Consider the following 17,090-nt stretch of genomic DNA (forward strand, 5'->3'; position numbering starts at 1 on the left):
ATGAGCGGTGTTCATGGGTGTGGGGCTTCCATGAGCGCAACCCCCTGCCCGGGCCGGCCATTCCTTCCTAGCGTCGGGCCCATGACCACGAACACCGCTCACGCCGTCCACCAGATCGCCCGCCCCACCGGCTTCCCGACCGCCGGGGACTTCGTCCACGCCGCCTCCCCGGTCCCGGAGCCGACGCCCGGCACCGCGCTCGTCGAGAACCTGCTGCTCTCCGTGGACCCGTACCACCGGGGCATGATGGACGGCGGCGAGGGCGGCTTCGAGCTGAACACCCCGCTGGAGGGCCGCTCGGTGGGCCGGGTGCTCGCCTCCCGCGACCCGGGGCTGCGCGAGGGCGACCTGGTCTTCCACCGCGCGGGCTGGCGGACCCACGCCCTGGTCACCCTCGGCACGGACGGGACGCGCAAGCTGCGCGGCCACGACGGCGTCCCGCTGGAGGCGTACCTGAGCATCCTCGGCGGGACCGGCCTGACCGCGTACGCCGCGCTGACCCGGACCGCCACCCTGCGCGAGGGCGAGGACCTCTTCGTCTCCGCCGCCGCGGGCGGGGTCGGCACGGCCACCGGCCACATCGCCCGGCTGCTGGGTGCCCGGCGGATCATCGGCAGCGCGGGCTCGGCGGCCAAGGTCCGCCACCTCACCGACGCACTCGGTTTTGACGCGGCCTTCGACTACCACGACGGGCCGATCGGCGAGCAGCTCGCGCAGGCCGCGCCGGACGGCATCGACGTCTACGTCGACAACGTCGGCGGGGACCATCTGGAGGGGGCCATCGACGCGTTGCGCGAGTACGGGCGGATCGCCTGGGTGGGTGCGATCTCGATGTACAACGGGGACCGCTCGCCTGCCGCGCCCCGCAACCTCTTCGAGGTCGTACACAAGTCCCTGCGCCTGGAAGGTGTATTGGTTCGCAATCACACCAATCTGCAGGATGAGTTGGAGGACTTCCTCGTCCCTCATCTGCGCAGCGGCCGGATCGGTACCGACACCACCGTTGTCCAGGGCTTTGACCGTACGGTGGAAGCCTTCCTGGGCATGCTCCGCGGGGAGAACCTGGGCAAGATGCTGGTCCGGATCGGCAACTGATTCCGGCCACCCTTTTGTTCACCGATTTCTTACCGCACGGCTGTAGACCTTTGATCCCGGCGCCGCCACTCTTGCCGTCGATGTGCCAGCGGGGCACTTGAGTGGGAGGCGAGAGGCCAGTGACACCGATCAGCCGCAGAGGTTTCGTGGGAATCGGCGCCGGGCTCGTGGCGGGCGCCACCCTGCCCGCGGTCACGCCGACGACGGCGGCCGCGGCCGCCGCGACCGGCACCATCACCGATGTGAAGCACGTGGTGATCCTGATGCAGGAGAACCGCAGCTTCGACCACTACTTCGGCAGGCTGAAGGGCGTCCGCGGGTTCGGCGACCGCGCCGCCGGCAACATCCCGGGCGGCTGGGGCATGTTCAACCAGCCCAACTGGGGCGGCCGCCAGTACCCGTGGAAGCTGTCGGCCACCCCGCCGGCGGGCGGCGCGGACAGCGAGACCCTGGCCCAGTGCACCGGCGACCTCCCGCACAGCTGGACCTCGCAGCACGCCGCCTGGAACCAGGGCCGGATGGACAACTGGGTCACCGGCGTCGGCAACGCCCGCACCCTCGGCCACCTGGACCGCGGGGACATCCCCTTCCACTACGGCCTCGCCGACCACTACACGATCTGCGACGCGTACTTCTGCTCCGCCCTCAGCGCGACCGGCCCGAACCGCACCTTCCTGTGGAGCGGCAAGATCGACGCCACCAGCAAGGACGGCGGCGACGAGTCCGGGCTGACCTGGGAGACGTACGCGGAGGCCCTCCAGCGGGCCGGCATGAGCTGGAAGGTCTACCAGAACGCCCAGGACAACTACGGGGACAACGGGCTCGCCTACTTCAAGCGGTTCACGGACGCCGCCCCCGGCGATCCGCTGTGGGACCGGGGCATGGGCTCGGTCCCCAAGGTCACCGGCTCCACCCCGGACGACATCGCGGCCGCGATACGCGCCGACGTCGTGGCGGGCACCCTCCCCCAGGTGTCCTGGGTCGTGGCCAGCGAGGCCTTCTCGGAGCACCCCTACGCCCCGCCCGGTGACGGCGCCCACTTCGTGGACCTGGTCTACCGCGCCCTGGCCGCCGACCCCGAGGTGTTCGACTCCACGGTCCTCTTCCTCAACTACGACGAGAACGACGGGTTCTTCGACCACGTTCCGCCGCCGGTCGCCCCGCCCGGCACTCCCGGCGAGTACATCGACGGCCTCCCGATCGGCCTGGGCTTCCGCGTCCCGATGATCGTGATGTCCCCCTGGACCCGCGGCGGCTGGGTGAGCTCGGAGGTCTTCGACCACACCTCGGTGCTGCGGTTCATGGAGAAGTGGACGGCCGCCCTCGGCACCCCCGCCACCTGTCCGAACATCAGCGCTTGGCGCCGCAAGGTGGTCGGCGACCTGACCGGCGTCTTCGACTTCGCGCGCCCGGTCTACGGGGTCCCCGCCGGCCTCCCGTCCACCGCCAAGGTGATCGGCCAGGCGACCTGTGCCCCGCTCCCCAACCCGACGCCGCAGAACAACGCCCTCCCGGCGCAGGAGCCCGGCACCCGCCCGGCGCGGGCCCTGCCGTACCAGGCGAACGGCAACCTGGACCGCTTCGAGTTCGGGCCGACCGGTCAGATCACGGCCTGGTTCTCGATGGCCAACCAGGGCGCCGAGGCGAGGCGGGCGGCGCACTTCTCGATCCACCCGCACCAGCACCGGGACACGACGGCCTGGCAGTACACCGTCGACCCGGGCGGCACCAGCAGCGACTACTTCCACATCGGCTTCGGCCACGGCTCGGGCAAGTACGACATCTCGATGCACGGGCCGAACCGCTTCCTGCGCCGCTTCATCGGAGACGCGTCGAAGCCGGGCAAGGACATCGAGGTGGCGGCCCGTTTCGCGGTCGAGCCGGGCACCGGCAAGCCGGCGGTCTACTTCAAGATGAAGAACTCCTCCGGCTCCCCCGTCACGTTCACGATCCGCTCGAACGCCTACCGCACGGACGGCCCGTGGACCTACACGGTCCCGGCGAACTCCTCGCGCGAGGACTTCTTCAACGCCGTGGCCTACAGCAAGGGCTGGTACGACTTCACGATCCTCGCCGACTCCGACGGCACCTGGTCGCGCCGCTACACGGGCCACATCGAAACGGGCTCGGCCAGCATCACGGGGTCGTAGCCACCCCGACAGGGCCTGCACCAGCTAGAGGACGTCCCCGTCCCGCCAGTCGAAGTCGAGCCGCCCGGCGGGGTCCAGCCGGACCCCGCCGGGCGGCGCCCACACGTAGGTGGAGCCCTCTTCCTCCGGGAGCGGGACGGGCCCCTGCGGTGAGAGCGCCCCGATCCGACCGCCCCACACCTGCCAGCCGCGGCCCAGGTACAGGGCCGCCCCGTCCTGCGACGCCGAGAGCGCCCCGAGCACGTACGCCCGCCCGATCACCTGCTCCAGCCGGGCCATGACCTGCCCGCCGAGGCCGCGGCGCCGCGCGTCGGCCCGTACGGCCACGGCCTCGACGTACCCGGTGCGCAGGGCCCGCCCCCGGTGCACGACCCGCCGCATCACCACGCTGCCGTGCGCGACGAGGTCCCCACCCGCGTCCCGGACCAGCGCGTGCATCCCGCCGAGGGCGTGCTCGAAGTCCTCGTCGGCGAAGTCCCCGTCGAAGGCCCCGTCGAGCAGGGCCCGGATCTCGCGCAGCTCCGTACCGGTCAGCTCCGCCGTGTGTCGTACGAGGATCTCCATCGGGCGACCGTACCAACGCGTACCGGCGGCCCGGGACGGCCGGGAAAGGCCGGAAACAGCCGGGGGTTCGAAACCCGGAGTGCTGCCGGGCGCGGCCGTCCGCGTCGCCTTCGGCCGCGCTCGGACGAGCGCGCATCCGGCCTCCGGCGCCGGGCCGTCCCAATGGTCCACTTCGGCAGCGCCCGCACCGCCCAGTCCGGCGAGGGTACGTACGGTGGGCGGGGCCGGGGTGGTCCACCTGCGCCCGGTGCCCGCGGACGGCCGCCGGAGCGGGGGCCGCGGCGCTGCGCGCCGTCGCCGCCGGGTCCGTCGGCTCCAGGTCACATCGGCGGAGGAAGGTGTCCCGCAGGAGGAATCGACCGGTGATCACCGCGTCCGAAATCGCCCGAGCCCCCGCATACCGGGCGGGAGGTCCGCGTACGGCCCTGGCGGCGGGCCGCGCAGCGGCGTGAAGATCTGCTCCATGTCGCCTGAGACCACACCTGAGACCGCCTCCGGCACCGCTCCTGAGACCAGGCAGTGGACGCCCACCCACGGGGATCCGTACCGCCCGGTCGCCTACCGTCCCGCGCGGATGCCGCAGCCGCAATCCCTCGCGCGCGCCGCCGAGTTGCGGATCCGGATGGACGAGCGGCGGACCGTGCGCCACTTCTCCCCCGATCCGGTGCCCGAGCAGGTGGTCCGGGACGCCATCGCCTGCGCCGCGACCGCCCCCTCCGGGGCGCACCAACAGCCGTGGACCTTCGTCCTGGTCAAGGACCCGGCCGTGCGGCAGCAGATCCGCGCGGCCGCCGAGCAGGAGGAACAGCTGTCCTACGACGGCCGGCTGGGCGACGAATGGCTCGCCGCCCTGCGTCCCATCGGCACGGACGCCGTGAAGACCCACCTCACGGACGCCCCCGCGCTGATCGTGGTCTTCCAGCAGCGCTACTGGCTCGGCCCGGACGGCACCAAGCGCAAGCACTACTACGTGGACGAGTCGGTCGGCATCGCGGTCGGCATGCTCCTGTCCGCGCTCCACCTGTCCGGGCTGGCGGCGTTGATCCACACCCCCAGCCCCATGCGCTTCCTCAGCCACGTCCTGAACCGCCCGGAGAACGAGAAGGCCTTCGCCGTCATCCCGGTGGGCTACCCGGCGGACGACTGCGAAGTCCCGGACCTCCTGCGCAAGTCCCTGGACCAGGTCATCGTGGAGGTGTGACGGCCTCCCCGGCGGGCGGCTCCGGAGCGGGCCCGGACTGCCCGCCGCCCAGGGCTTCCGCGAGCCGCAGCCCGATCCGCACCCGGTCCTCGGACGTACCCGCCTCCATGGCCGCCCGCACCTGCCGCAGGATGAGCCAGTCCCGCACCACCTTGGCGACCCCGAGCACGGCCGCCGTCACGATCACCGCGGTCAGCATCACAGCGCCCTCGCTGTCGGAGCATCCGGCGCGTAACAGGGCCCGCGCCGCAGGGTGACGAATGCTCCGCCCATCGCGATCTCACCGGGAAACCACGGCTGGTCCCGCAGCCGCTCGGCGATCCCGTCCGGCCGCTCCGCCAAGCCGCTGCGACGCAGCCGCCGCTCGAGTTCGTCCCGTTCCACTCCGCAGCACCACTCGACGACCACGTCCCCGCCACCGTGGGTGTACACGTTGGCCGATCCGTGCGCGGCCCCGGCTGCGCCCAGCAGCCCCGGACGCCTCAGCAGCCTGCTGTTCAGCCAGTCCTGCGCCATGACCGATCCCGGGTCGTCCCCCGCGTCGGCGCGCCCGCCGAGCTCCGCCGCCTCCACGGGATGCAGGCGATGGCGGTTGCGCCGCCACAGTTGCGTCAGTCCGTCACCGTGCTCCGGCAGCAGCGGGCGCCAGTCCGGGTCGGGGTGCACCACCGCCACCGTTGCCCGGCTCTGCAGCTGGTTCAGCGCCCAGCTGCTGCCCATCGGGGCGATGCGCAGCCCCGGCACCCCGCGCAGTCCGCCGTAGTGCTCGTCGATGCGCGGCAGCACCGTGGAAAGGACTCGGTCCGCCATCGCCGGATGCAGGACGAGGGCCAGACCGGCGCGGACCGGCCGGGCGGCGGTGAAGCCGAACAGGGCCCCGTCACGGCGCTCGTGTTCCCGAAGCCCGTCGGCGAGCTCGGCCACCAGGAGCGATTCGAGGGTGCGCTGCGCCTCGTCCTCGGGGTCCGGCACCGGTCGGCGGCGGGTGATCAGGCCCGCTTCGGCCCAGCCGAGGCAGGTGCGGTGCGGCAGGCCGGTGGCTTCACGGCAGATGTTGGCCACGCGGTGGCGGTTGTCGGTGCGCCTGGACATACGTCTCCCCGGGCGTCGTCCCGGCACGGACGCGTAGAGGTCTCGTATCTCCTGGCAAACATCCCACCCCGTACGGGAACTCGTCAGAGCCCTTGGCTCCCTCGGGATACCGGGCCCGAGTGGCGGAGCTGGTCGCCGTACACGACAACTGCGCTCAGGCTAGCAGGAGTTGCCGAGGGGGGAAATGGATACCGCCCCCGCTCCGGACTTGGGGGTACCGGAGCGGGGGCGGGGTTCAGCGGGGCCCGTGATCAGCCCATGTGGGGGTACGCGTAGTCGGTCGGCGCGACCAGCGTCTCCTTGATGGAGCGGGTCGACGTCCAGCGCTGCAGGTTGCTCGCGGCACCCGCCTTGTCGTTGGTGCCCGAGGCGCGGCCACCGCCGAAGGGCTGCTGGCCGACGACGGCGCCGGTGGACTTGTCGTTGATGTAGAAGTTGCCCGCCGCGAAGCGGAGCTTCTCCATCGCGTCCGCGGCCGCGTACCGGTCCGCCGCGATGATCGAGCCGGTGAGGGCGTACGCCGAGACGGACTCCATCTGGGCGAGCATCGCGTCGAAGTCGGAGTCCTCGTAGACGTGCACGGCGAGGATCGGGCCGAAGTACTCGGTCGTGAAGACCTCGTTCTCCGGGTCGGTGCACGCGATGACGGTCGGGCGGACGAAGTAGCCCTCCGAGTCGTCGTAGCTGCCGCCGGCGATGATCTCGCAGGTCGGGTCGGCGATGGCGCGGTCGATCGCGGCCTTGTTCTTCGCGAAGGAACGCTCGTCGATGACGGCGCCGATGAAGTTGGTCAGGTCGCGGACGTCACCCATGGTGATGCCGTCGACCTCGGCCGCGAAGGCCTCCTTGAAGCCGTCGTTCCAGATCGAGGCCGGAACGTAGGCGCGCGAGGACGCCGAGCACTTCTGGCCCTGGAACTCGAAGGAACCGCGGGTCAGGGCGGTCTTCAGGACGGCGCGGTCCGCGGACGGGTGCGCGACGACGAAGTCCTTGCCACCGGTCTCGCCGACCAGGCGCGGGTAGGACTTGTACTTCTCGATGTTGTTGCCGACCGTCTTCCACAGGTACTGGAAGGTCTTGGTCGAGCCGGTGAAGTGGATGCCGGCCAGCTCGGGGTGGTTCAGGGCCACCTCCGACACCGCGATGCCGTCGCCGGTCACCAGGTTGATGACGCCCTTGGGCAGGCCGGCCTCCTCCAGGAGCTCCATGAGGAGGATCGCGGAGTGGGTCTGCGTGGGGGACGGCTTCCACAGGACCACGTTGCCCATCAGGGCGGGGGCGGTCGGCAGGTTGCCCGCGATGGCCGTGAAGTTGAACGGCGTGATCGCGTAGACGAAGCCTTCGAGCGGGCGGTGGTCGCTGCGGTTCCACACGCCGGCGGAGTTCGCGACCGGCTGCTCGGCCAGGATCTGGCGGGCGAAGTGGACGTTGAAGCGCCAGAAGTCGACGAGCTCGCACGGGGTGTCGATCTCGGCCTGCTGAGCGGTCTTCGACTGGCCCAGCATGGTGGAGGCGGCGAGCTTCTCGCGCCACGGACCGGACAGCAGCTCGGCGGCGCGCAGGATGATCGCGGCGCGGTCGTCGAAGGACATCGAGCGCCAGGCCGGGGCGGCGGCGAGGGCGGCGTCGATGGCCTCCTGCGCGTCGGCCTCGGTGGCGTTGGCGTAGGTGCCGAGCACCGACTTGTGGTCGTGCGGCTGGACCACGTCGAAGCGCTCGCCGCCGCCCATCCGCTTGACGCCGTTGATCGTCATCGGGAGGTCGATCGGGTTCTCGGACAGCTGCTTGAGCTGCGCTTCGAGCCGCGCGCGCTCCGGGGTGCCGGGGGCGTACGAGTGGACCGGCTCGTTGACCGGCGCGGGGACCTGGGTCACAGCATCCATGGGGCTGGTAACTCCTTGAGCTAGTGGGGTGCCTAGTTCTTGGTGATCATCGAGCGGAGGAAGAAGAGCAGGTTGGCCGGCTTCTCCGCGAGGCGGCGCATGAAGTAGCCGTACCAGTCCGTCCCGTACGCGGTGTAGACGCGCATCCGGTGGCCCTCGGCGGCGAGCCGCAGGTGCTCCTCGCTGCGGATGCCGTACAGCATCTGGAACTCGTACTCGTCCAGCTTGCGCCCGGCCGTGCGGGCGAGCTCCTGGCCGATGGCGATCAGGCGCGGGTCGTGCGACCCGATCATCGGGTAGCCCTCGCCGTCCATGAGGATCTTCAGGATCCGCACGTACGCCTTGTCGATCTCCGCCTTGTCCAGGTAGGCGACCTCGGCGGGCTCCTTGTAGGCGCCCTTCACGATGCGGACGCGGCTGCCGGCGGCGGCCAGGCGGCGGGCGTCGGCCTCGGTGCGGAAGAGGTACGCCTGGATCACGCAGCCGGTCTGCGGGAAGTCCCGGCGCAGCTCCTCGTGGATGGCGAACATCGAGTCGAGGGTGGTGTGGTCCTCGGCGTCGAGCGTGACGGTGGTGCCGATGGCGGCCGCGGCCTCGACGACCGGGCGGACGTTGGCGAGCGCCAGCTCGTGGCCGCCCTCCAGGGCCTGGCCGAACATCGACAGCTTGACCGACATCTCGGCCTTCTCGCCGAGGCCGAGCTCCGCGAGGCGCTCGATGAGCAGGAGGTAGGCGTCCCGGGCGGCGTAGGACTGCTCGACCTCGGTGATGTCCTCGCCGACGACGTCGAGGGTGACCTCCAGGCCGCTCCGCGTGAGCTCCTCGACGATCGGGATGACCTGGTCGACGGTCTCGCCGGGGATGAACCGATTCACCACGGGCTTGGTCACCGGGGCGGCGGAGACGATGCGACGCATCTTGTCGCTGCGCGAAGCGGCGAGGATCACGGGACCCAGCACGGGGGCACCTCCAACGGGTGGCAGAAGAAATGCGCAAGTAAAACCACCGTGAAACCTAAGGATCGCTTTGATCCTCTGCCATCGACAGCTGTCACGCATCCGTGTCCCGGATCTCATACATCTGTCTGAAGGGTCCGCGCCGGGGTGGGAGAATGGCCGCGTGAAGGGCGATTACCAGGACCTGGTGGACGAGATCTCCGCGCTGCTCGGCGCCCCGGCGACCCTGGAGAACCGGGACTTCCGGCTGATCGCCTTCGGCGCCCACGACAGCGACGACGATCTGGCCATGGACCCGGTACGGACCCGCTCGATCCTGACGCGGCAGTCGACGGCGGACGTCCGGTCCTGGTTCGAGGGCTTCGGCATCGCCCGCGCCACCGGGCCGGTCCGGATCCCGGCGGCGCCCGACGCCGGGGTGTTCCGCGGGCGGATCTGCCTGCCCGTGCGGTACCGGGGCATCGTGCAGGGCTACGTATGGCTGCTGGACCAGGAGCCCGGCAAGCCCGGGCCGGAGCCGGCGGCGCTGGACGCGGCCATGGAGGTGGCCCAGCGCATCGGGGTGCTGCTCGCCGAGGAGGCGAAGGCCGGGGCCGACCTGTCGCGGGAGTTCCTGGCGGTGCTCACGGCCGGCCCGGGCTGGCCGCAGGACATGGCGGTGGCCGCGCTGCGGGCAGCCCTCGGGCCGGGCGGGGACGGGCTGCACGCGGCGGTCTGCGTGGCGCCTTGGCCCGGGGAGGCCCCGGCATCGGTACCGGGCGCGGCGGCGGTGTGCGTCGTACCGCGGCGGGGCGGAGGCGAGCCGGGCGGCGCCTTCGGGCCCGGTGCAGCAGCGGGGCCGGGGTCGGAGCCCGCGGGCGATCCGGCGCTGGCGGTACTGCTCCGGCTGCGCTCGACGGACGCACTGGCTCCGGCCCTGGCGGCGGTGGCCCGGCTGCTGCCGCGCACGGCGGAGGCGACGGGAACGGGCGGGAGGGCCGCCGGCGGAACGGGCGCGGGCGGGACGGGCGGGGGCGTCGGGGCCACGACCACCGCCGTCGCCCGCGGGGTGACCGCCGGCGTCGCCGACCCCGTACGGGGCCTCGCGGACCTGCCCGCCGCCTGGGAGCAGGCCGTCGCCGCCGCCCGGGCGGCCGCGGCCCAGCCCCGCTTCGGGCCGGTCGCCCAGTGGTCGGCGATCGGCCCGTACCGGCTGCTGGCGGCGCTCGCCGCCGATCCGGTGGACGACCCCGCGGCCCGCACCCTGCTGACCCCGGCCAACCGCGAACTCGCCCGCACCGCCGAGGTCTTCCTGGACTGTGCGGGCCAGGCGGGCCGCGCGGCGGCCGCCCTGGGCATCCACCGCCAGACGCTCTACTACCGTCTGGCCCGGGTGGAGCAGCTGACCGGCCTCGACCTGGACGAGGGCGAGGACCGTCTGCTGCTCCACATGGCCCTCAAGGCCTCCCGCCTGGCCTGAGCGCCGACCCTTCGATCAGGTGCGGATCGCCGCGCGCTCGAACCACACGGTGAGCAGGGTCGGCACCAGCGCCACCCAGAACAGCACCTGCGGGACGATCCGTTCGGACCACGGCACGGTCACGATGACCACGGCGGTGAGCGTGCACCACGCCGCCTGCCCGACGACCAGCCGCGCCCAGCCGAGCCGCCGGAGCAGCGACCACAGGCTCATCCGGACTCCGCTGCGCATCGCCCGGTAGCGGCGCCAGGCACCGAAGCCCCAGACGGCGGCCATCAGGACGAGCGCTCGGGGCGGCCGGAGGTGGCGGGGGCGTCTGGAGTGCCGGGGGTGTCGTCGGGCATGGCGCCACCCTACGAACCCGCCGCGCGACCGCGTCAACCAGGTTCCGCCCGGCCGGGATCGCTCCTTCGCGGACGGCCCGGGCCGGGGTCGCCGGCGATCGGGCCGGTGTCCCGACCGCGCGGTGACCGGCCGTCAGCCGCCCCTCCCCTGTTCCAGGGCCCGGCCCGTGACCGCGTCGAGGACGATCCGGTCGCCCGCCGGCCGGCTCAGCGCGACCTCGACGGTCAGCGTGTGGAGCATCGCGTCGCAGCCCGCGCCCGGTTCCGGGGCGGCGCCGGGCAGGATCCGGCCCGACAGCACCACCGTGCCGGCGCCCTCCAGGACGTCCACGGCCACGCCGCCGTCGGTGTCTTCAAGGGGCGGGACCGGTGGTGTCACCGCCTCTCACGGGTCGACGGCGATCCGGGCGAGCGGGGTGTCGTACCCCTCCACGGTGAACAGCCATGCGGGCACCCGCGCCGGGCCGCGGCCGGTGCGCACGGCGGTGTCGCCGAAGCGGACTCCCGTGACCGGCAGCGCGTGCTCGCGGTCGCGGTCGGGGCCGCGGTCGATCTCCCCGTACGCCTGCGCCGCCGTCCGCAGCGGCAGGGTGAGCGTGCTGCCGTCGGGCCGGTGGATCGGGGCGGCCGGGGGCGGCGCGTCGGGCAGTGCGGCGCGCAGGAGGAAGTTCCCTTCCGCGTAGGCGCCTTTGTCCCCTCCGGAGTGGAAGCCGCCCGGCGGCTGCCAGTCCTGGGGATCCGGCGGGTGGTAGCCCGCATGCCACTGCCGCAGGGCCGCCGAGCCCTCCCAGGCGGCGGCCACCTGCTCCATGCGTGCGCGGCCGTCCGGCCGGGGACGGGGCGGGGCGCCCGGCGCCGCCCCGGGCTGCGGCGCGCCGCAGCCGGCCGTCAGGGCCACCGCCGTCAGGCCGCACAGCACGGCACCCGCCCGCATGCCCGTCCTCGCTCGCGCCACGGCTGCTCCCCTCGCTCGAGGCCGGTTCGGGGGTGGGACGGGGCGCGCCCGGCGGTGGTTCCGGCTCCGGTCAGCCCTGGGGCCGGGTCATCGCTTCGGCCGCCCGGCGCATGCCTTCGGTGAACTCCTCGGCGGTCGCGGCCGACTCCGGGTCGAAGAGCCACTGGATCATCAGGCCGTTCAGCAGGGCCTGGTAGAAGCCGCCCAGCGTCCGTACGTCCCGCTCGTCGAGCTGGTCCTCCGGGGTCCCCGTGAGTATCGAGATCAGTCCCCGGCGCCCCTCGGCCTGCGAGGCCGCGAGGATGGTCCTCAACTCCGGCCGCTGGCCCCGGCCGAGCGCCACCTCCAGGCTGGCCGCCCAGATCGGGCCCGACTTCTCGTGCTGCTCCAGCACGCCCTCCCACAGGGAGCGGAAGCGCTCCAGCGATCCGTCCGCGCCGTCGAGTCCGTTCTGGAACACCGCGCCCCACTCCTCCATCAGGCCGATGAAGGCCTGGGCGAGGAGGGCGTCCTTCGAACCGTAGTGGTAGCCGATGGAGGCCAGGTTGGTCCCCGAGGCGCTGACGATGTCGCGCGCGGTCGTGCGCACGAACCCCTTCTCGGCCAGGCACTTCTTGGCGCCTTCGAGCAGATCTTCACGATGTCCCATGGCCACACGGTAGCAAGACAAGCGTCCCAGACAACAGTTCTAGACGACTGTCATAGACAAGCGTTTAAGACGTATGTACATTCCTGCTCATGACAACTCCCGCTGCCACAGCGCGACGTGCCGGCCGCCGCGAATGGACCGCCTTCACCGTCCTCCTGCTGCCCCTGCTCCTGGTCTCGATGGACGTCTCCGTCCTCTACTTCGCCATCCCGGCCATCACCGAGCAGCTCGACCCGAGCTCCACCCAGCAGCTCTGGATCTTCGACAGCTACGCCTTCGCCCTCTCCGGCCTGCTGATCACGATGGGCTCGCTCGGCGACCGGATCGGCCGCCGCAAACTGCTGCTGATCGGCGCGACCGCCTTCGGCCTCGCCTCGATCGGGGCCGGCTGCGCCACCAGCGCCGAGATGCTCATCGCGGCCCGCATCCTGCTCGGCATCGGCGGCGCGACCCTGATGCCCTCCACGCTGGCCCTCGTACGGAACCTCTTCCAGGACGACAAGCAGCGCGGACAGGCCATCGCCATCTGGTCCGGGGCCATGACCGGTGGCATCGCCCTCGGCTCGGTGCTCAGCGGGGTGATGCTGAACCACTTCTACTGGGGCTCCGTCTTCCTCATCAACGTGCCCGCCATGCTGCTCCTGCTGCTCCTGGTCCCGGTCCTGGTCCCGGAGTTCAAGGACCCGAACCCCGGTCGCTTCGACCTGCTGAGCGTCCCGCTCTCCACGGCCGCCGTGCTGCCGGTCGTCTACGGGCTCAAGGAGATCGCCGCCGAGGGCTTCGAACCCCTCTACCTGGGTTGCCTCGCCCTCGGCCTGGCCTTCGGATACGTCTTCGTCCGCCGCCAGCGCACCCGTGACGACGCCATGGTGAGCCGGGCCCTGTTCCGGGGCCGCGGTTTCGGGGCGGGCATCGCTCTGAACACCATCGCCGCCTTCGCCATGATGGGTTCGGCCTACTTCACCACCCAGTACCTCCAGTCGGTGCTCGGGATGGGCACCCTGGAAGCCGCCCTGTGGAGCCTGGCCCCCTCGGTCGTCATCGGCGCCGCGGCTCCGGTCTCCGCCGCACTGGCCCAGAAGGTGGACCGGGCCTACGTCATCGCCGGCGGGTTCGTCCTCGCCGCCGCCGGGTTCGTCCTGATCGGCCTGGTGGACACCGACTCCCTGTGGCTGATCCTCACCGGCGCCGGGGTACTGGCCTCGGGCATCGTCACCGTGCTGTCCCTGGTGTCCGACATGGCGCTCGCTTCGGCCCCCGCGGAGAAGGCCGGTTCCGCCGCCTCCCTGCTGGAGACCGGGACGGAGTTCGGCGGCGCCCTGGGCATGGCGCTCCTCGGCAGCCTGGGCACCGCGGTCTACCGCAGCGACCTGGCCGGTGCCGAGCCCGCGGTACGGGAGACCCTGGGCGGGGCCGTCGCCACCGCCCACCACATCGGCGGGGCGGCCGGGGAGCAGGTGCTGGCGCTGGCCCGGGAGGCCTTCGTCCACGGAATGCAGTACGCGGCCTGGGGCGGTACGGCGCTGCTGCTCGGGGCGGCCGTGCTCGCCGCGGCCCTGCTCCGCGGGATCGAAGCACCCGCCCCGCCCGCGGCGGAGCCCGCGGCCGAGCCCGCGGCCGAGCCCGCAGTCCGCGTCCACGAGGCGGCGCACCACTGATCCGCTCGCCGCGGCACGCGGCCGGCGGAACGCGGAAGGGCCCGGGGGGCGTCCCCCGGGCCCTTCCTTCACGTCGTCACCCTGACGGGCTCAGGCGAGGCTGACCGTGCGCGCCGAAACGGCGCCGATCTCGGTGGCGATGTCCGCGAGGACGTCTCCCGGAACCGGGGCGTCGACGGTGAGGACGGCGAGCGCCTCACCGTGCTCCTCGGCCCGCGCGACCTGCATGCCCGCGATGTTCAGACCGCCCTCACCGAGGACGCGGCCGACGGCGCCGACCACACCGGGGCGGTCGGTGTAGCGCAGCACGACCATGTGGTCGGCGAGCGCCAGGTCGACGTCGTACTCGCCGACGCCGACGATCTTCTGAAGGTGCTTCGGGCCCGCGAGCGTGCCGGAGACCGAGACCTCCTGGCCGTCCGACAGGGTGCCGCGGACGGTCACCACGTTGCGGTGGTCCGGGGACTCCGAGCTGGTGGTCAGTCGGACCTCGACGCCGCGCTCCTGCGCGAACAGCGGGGCGTTGACGTAGGAGACCGTCTCGTCGACGACGTCCTCGAAGACACCCTTGAGGGCGGAGAGTTCCAGCACCTTGACGTCGTGCTGGGTGATCTCGCCGCAGACCTCGACGTCGAGGCGGACCGCGACCTCGCCAGCGAGGGCGGTGAAGATGCGGCCGAGCTTCTCGGCGAGCGGCAGGCCCGGACGGACGTCCTCGGCGATGACACCGCCCTGGACGTTGACCGCGTCCGGCACGAGCTCACCGGCGAGCGCGAGGCGCACCGACTTGGCGACCGAGACACCGGCCTTCTCCTGGGCCTCGTCCGTGGACGCGCCGAGGTGCGGGGTGCAGACGACCTGGTCGAGCTCGAACAGCGGGGAGTCCGTGCAGGGCTCCTTCGCGTACACGTCGAGGCCGGCGCCGGCGACGCGGCCCTCCTTGATGGCCGTGTACAGCGCGGCCTCGTCGACGATCCCGCCGCGGGCGGCGTTGACGATGCGGACCGACGGCTTCACCTTGTGCAGGGCCTCGTCCCCGATGAGACCGAGGGTCTCGGGGGTCTTGGGCAGGTGCACGGTGATGAAGTCGGCGACCTCCAGGAGCTCGTCCAGCGCCAGCATCTTGACGCCCATCTGGGCGGCGCGCGCGGGCTGTACGTAGGGGTCGTACGCGACGATCTTCATGCCGAAGGCCGACATGCGCTGGGCGACCAGCACGCCGATGCGGCCGAGGCCGACGACGCCGAGGGTCTTCTCGCTGAGCTCGACACCCGTGTACTTGTTCCGCTTCCACTCGCCGTTCTTCAGGGCGGTGTTGGCCTGCGGAATGTTGCGGGCGGTGGCGACGAGCAGGCCGCAGGCGAGCTCGGCCGCGGTCACGATGTTCGAGGTCGGCGCGTTGACGACCATCACGCCGGCCTTGGTGGCGGCGGAGACGTCCACGTTGTCCAGACCGACACCGGCGCGCGCGACGACCCGCAGCTTCTTGGCCAGGGCGATGGCCTCGGCGTCGACCTTGGTGGCGGAGCGGACGAGGATCGCGTCCACGTCGACGATCGCGGGCAGCAGCTCGGCGCGGTCCGCGCCGTTGCAGTGCCGGATCTCGAAGTCCGGGCCCAGCGCCTCGACGGTGGCGGGCGACAGCTCTTCGGCGATGAGTACGACAGGTTTCGAGCTCACGTGGGTCATCCTCACAAGTCCAGTGCGGACGGCCGTCCCGACGGCCGCAGGCGGTGGAGGGGGTAGCCGCGTGGAAGACGCACGACACTGTGGGCCTGACGCGTATGTGTTGAGCAGTGTAGTGGCGCAGACGGACCGGATTTCCGCCTGTACGGAAGGATCACTCTTCCGTGGTTGGCCGGGGTGGACAAGGCGTGCCCGTGAGGGCCGGATTCCCGGCACCCCGGATCCCCTGCGTCCCGGCCGTCCGGACGGCCGGGGTCCTGCGCCGATGCGCGGCGGGGCCGGGACCTCACGCGTCCCGGCCCCGCCGCCACGAGATCAGCTCTCGTCGCTGTCGACCCAGCTCATCAGCTTGCGCAGCTTCTTGCCGGTGGTCTCCAGCAGGTGCTCCTCGTCGGCCTTCTTGTACTCGTTGTACTTCGGCAGACCGGCCTTGTACTCGGCCATCCAGGTGTTGGCGAACTCGCCGCTCTGGATCTCCGCGAGGACCTTCTTCATCTCGGCCTTGGTGGCGTCGGTGATGACGCGCGGGCCGGTGATGTAGTCGCCCCACTCGGCGGTCTCGGAGACCGACCAGCGCATCTTCTCCAGGCCGCCCTCGTACATGAGGTCCACGATGAGCTTCAGCTCGTGCAGGCACTCGAAGTACGCGATCTCCGGCTGGTAGCCGGCCTCGGTCAGGGTCTCGAAACCGGCCTTGACCAGGGCGGAGGCGCCACCGCAGAGGACGGCCTGCTCACCGAACAGGTCGGTCTCGGTCTCCTCGGTGAAGGTGGTCTTGATGACGCCGGCGCGGGTGCCGCCGATGCCGGCCGCGTAGGAGAGCGCCAGCGCGAAGGCGGAACCGGTGAAGTCCTGCTCGACGGCGGCGATGCACGGAACGCCGCGGCCCTCCTCGTACTGACGGCGGACCAGGTGGCCCGGGCCCTTGGGGGCGACGAGGGCGACGTCCACGTTGGCCGGGGGCTTGATGAAGCCGTAGCGGACGTTGAAGCCGTGACCGAAGAAGAGCGCGTCGCCCTCCTGGAGGTGCTCCTTGATGGACTCCTCGTAGATCTCGGCCTGCAGCGGGTCCGGCGTGAGGATCATGATCACGTTCGCCCAAGCGGCGGCCTCCGCCACGGGGACGACCTTCAGACCCTGCTCCTCGGCCTTGGCCTTGGACTTCGAGCCCTCCTTCAGACCGACGACGACGTCGACGCCGGAGTCACGGAGCGACAGCGCGTGGGCGTGGCCCTGGCTGCCGTAACCGATGACCGCGACCTTGCGGCCCTGGATGATGGACAGGTCGGCGTCGTTCTCGTAGAACAGCTCGGCCACTGGGATATCTCCTTGGTGCGCTGGTGTTGCTCCCACCGTACGGCGGGGAACGGAATCTGAGTTTCTCGGTCTCGCTATGCG

The 17,090-nt window shown here is 71.8% G+C and carries 16 protein-coding genes; 5 read left to right on the plus strand and 11 right to left on the minus strand.

The features are described 5' to 3' along the window. Nucleotides 1-81: 81 nt before the first annotated feature. Nucleotides 82-1,095, plus strand: coding sequence for an NADP-dependent oxidoreductase (locus tag OG386_RS15040; RefSeq protein ID WP_328788585.1), 1,014 nt, complete (start codon nt 82-84; stop codon nt 1,093-1,095). A 119-nt stretch (nt 1,096-1,214) separates the two neighbouring features. Then, nucleotides 1,215-3,245: a phosphocholine-specific phospholipase C gene (locus OG386_RS15045; protein WP_328788586.1), complete on the plus strand. Its 2,031-nt coding sequence runs from the start codon at nt 1,215-1,217 to the stop codon at nt 3,243-3,245. A 24-nt stretch (nt 3,246-3,269) separates the two neighbouring features. Here OG386_RS15045 and OG386_RS15050 read toward each other — a convergent pair whose 3' ends face one another. Then, on the minus strand, nt 3,270-3,809 hold the full coding sequence (locus OG386_RS15050; RefSeq protein ID WP_328788587.1) for a GNAT family N-acetyltransferase: 540 nt from the start codon (nt 3,807-3,809) through the stop codon (nt 3,270-3,272). Nucleotides 3,810-4,272: 463 nt separating this feature from the next. Here OG386_RS15050 and OG386_RS15055 point away from each other — a divergent pair, with 463 nt between their 5' ends. Next, a complete protein-coding gene (locus tag OG386_RS15055; RefSeq protein WP_328788588.1) occupies nt 4,273-5,010 on the plus strand; it encodes a nitroreductase family protein in 738 nt (245 codons plus the stop codon). On the opposite strand, the gene OG386_RS15060 is transcribed toward OG386_RS15055, so the two are convergent. The 4 genes from OG386_RS15060 to OG386_RS15075 form a co-directional block, all read right to left on the minus strand. Further along, the gene (locus OG386_RS15060; RefSeq protein ID WP_327383089.1) at nt 4,994-5,209 is read right to left on the minus strand and encodes a hypothetical protein; all 216 of its coding nucleotides are present in this window, start codon (nt 5,207-5,209) and stop codon (nt 4,994-4,996) included. The two genes, OG386_RS15055 and OG386_RS15060, sit on opposite strands and share 17 nt — an antisense overlap. Continuing rightward, nucleotides 5,209-6,102: a hypothetical protein gene (locus tag OG386_RS15065; RefSeq protein WP_328788589.1), complete on the minus strand. Its 894-nt coding sequence runs from the start codon at nt 6,100-6,102 to the stop codon at nt 5,209-5,211. Before OG386_RS15065 ends, OG386_RS15060 begins: the two co-directional genes overlap by 1 nt. A gap of 251 nt (nt 6,103-6,353) precedes the next feature. Further along, on the minus strand, nt 6,354-7,985 hold the full coding sequence (gene pruA / locus OG386_RS15070) for an L-glutamate gamma-semialdehyde dehydrogenase (RefSeq protein ID WP_328788590.1): 1,632 nt from the start codon (nt 7,983-7,985) through the stop codon (nt 6,354-6,356). A gap of 32 nt (nt 7,986-8,017) precedes the next feature. Further along, nucleotides 8,018-8,944 (minus strand): proline dehydrogenase family protein, encoded by a 927-nt coding sequence (locus OG386_RS15075; RefSeq protein WP_327383092.1) that lies wholly within the window; start codon nt 8,942-8,944, stop codon nt 8,018-8,020. A 160-nt stretch (nt 8,945-9,104) separates the two neighbouring features. Between OG386_RS15075 and OG386_RS15080 the strand changes: the two genes are divergently transcribed. Continuing rightward, nucleotides 9,105-10,400: a PucR family transcriptional regulator gene (locus OG386_RS15080; RefSeq protein WP_328788591.1), complete on the plus strand. Its 1,296-nt coding sequence runs from the start codon at nt 9,105-9,107 to the stop codon at nt 10,398-10,400. A 15-nt stretch (nt 10,401-10,415) separates the two neighbouring features. Here the strand turns inward: OG386_RS15080 and OG386_RS15085 are convergent, their stop codons facing one another. The 4 genes from OG386_RS15085 to OG386_RS15100 all read right to left on the minus strand — a co-directional run bounded on the left by OG386_RS15085 (nt 10,416) and on the right by OG386_RS15100 (nt 12,348). Then, nucleotides 10,416-10,676: a hypothetical protein gene (locus OG386_RS15085; RefSeq protein WP_328788592.1), complete on the minus strand. Its 261-nt coding sequence runs from the start codon at nt 10,674-10,676 to the stop codon at nt 10,416-10,418. A gap of 201 nt (nt 10,677-10,877) precedes the next feature. After that, a complete protein-coding gene (locus tag OG386_RS15090; RefSeq protein WP_328788593.1) occupies nt 10,878-11,123 on the minus strand; it encodes a hypothetical protein in 246 nt (81 codons plus the stop codon). Between the two features lie 6 nt (nt 11,124-11,129). Continuing rightward, a complete protein-coding gene (locus tag OG386_RS15095; protein ID WP_328788595.1) occupies nt 11,130-11,699 on the minus strand; it encodes a hypothetical protein in 570 nt (189 codons plus the stop codon). Between the two features lie 70 nt (nt 11,700-11,769). Next, the gene (locus tag OG386_RS15100; protein ID WP_328788596.1) at nt 11,770-12,348 is read right to left on the minus strand and encodes a TetR/AcrR family transcriptional regulator; all 579 of its coding nucleotides are present in this window, start codon (nt 12,346-12,348) and stop codon (nt 11,770-11,772) included. A gap of 89 nt (nt 12,349-12,437) precedes the next feature. Between OG386_RS15100 and OG386_RS15105 the strand changes: the two genes are divergently transcribed. After that, nucleotides 12,438-14,006, plus strand: a complete 1,569-nt coding sequence (locus OG386_RS15105) for an MFS transporter (protein WP_328788597.1) — start codon at nt 12,438-12,440, stop codon at nt 14,004-14,006. A gap of 90 nt (nt 14,007-14,096) precedes the next feature. Here the strand turns inward: OG386_RS15105 and serA are convergent, their stop codons facing one another. Both serA and ilvC read right to left on the minus strand, forming a co-directional pair. Continuing rightward, the gene (serA, locus tag OG386_RS15110) at nt 14,097-15,686 is read right to left on the minus strand and encodes a phosphoglycerate dehydrogenase (protein ID WP_327383098.1); all 1,590 of its coding nucleotides are present in this window, start codon (nt 15,684-15,686) and stop codon (nt 14,097-14,099) included. A 321-nt stretch (nt 15,687-16,007) separates the two neighbouring features. Next, on the minus strand, nt 16,008-17,009 hold the full coding sequence (gene ilvC, locus OG386_RS15115) for a ketol-acid reductoisomerase (RefSeq protein ID WP_030010003.1): 1,002 nt from the start codon (nt 17,007-17,009) through the stop codon (nt 16,008-16,010). Nucleotides 17,010-17,090: the final 81 nt, after the last annotated feature.

The organism is Streptomyces sp. NBC_00273, from assembly GCF_036178145.1.
Classification (GTDB): Bacteria; Actinomycetota; Actinomycetes; order Streptomycetales; family Streptomycetaceae; genus Streptomyces.

Coding starts and splice junctions, on each gene's coding strand:
- pruA (WP_328788590.1), bottom strand. CDS start 7,985: ATGGATGCTGTGACCCAGGTCCCCGCGCCGGTCAACGAGCCGGTCCAC.
- OG386_RS15085 (WP_328788592.1), bottom strand. CDS start 10,676: ATGGCCGCCGTCTGGGGCTTCGGTGCCTGGCGCCGCTACCGGGCGATG.
- OG386_RS15105 (WP_328788597.1), top strand. CDS start 12,438: ATGACAACTCCCGCTGCCACAGCGCGACGTGCCGGCCGCCGCGAATGG.
- OG386_RS15055 (WP_328788588.1), top strand. CDS start 4,273: ATGTCGCCTGAGACCACACCTGAGACCGCCTCCGGCACCGCTCCTGAG.
- OG386_RS15060 (WP_327383089.1), bottom strand. CDS start 5,209: ATGCTGACCGCGGTGATCGTGACGGCGGCCGTGCTCGGGGTCGCCAAG.
- OG386_RS15050 (WP_328788587.1), bottom strand. CDS start 3,809: ATGGAGATCCTCGTACGACACACGGCGGAGCTGACCGGTACGGAGCTG.
- OG386_RS15065 (WP_328788589.1), bottom strand. CDS start 6,102: ATGTCCAGGCGCACCGACAACCGCCACCGCGTGGCCAACATCTGCCGT.
- OG386_RS15040 (WP_328788585.1), top strand. CDS start 82: ATGACCACGAACACCGCTCACGCCGTCCACCAGATCGCCCGCCCCACC.
- OG386_RS15100 (WP_328788596.1), bottom strand. CDS start 12,348: ATGGGACATCGTGAAGATCTGCTCGAAGGCGCCAAGAAGTGCCTGGCC.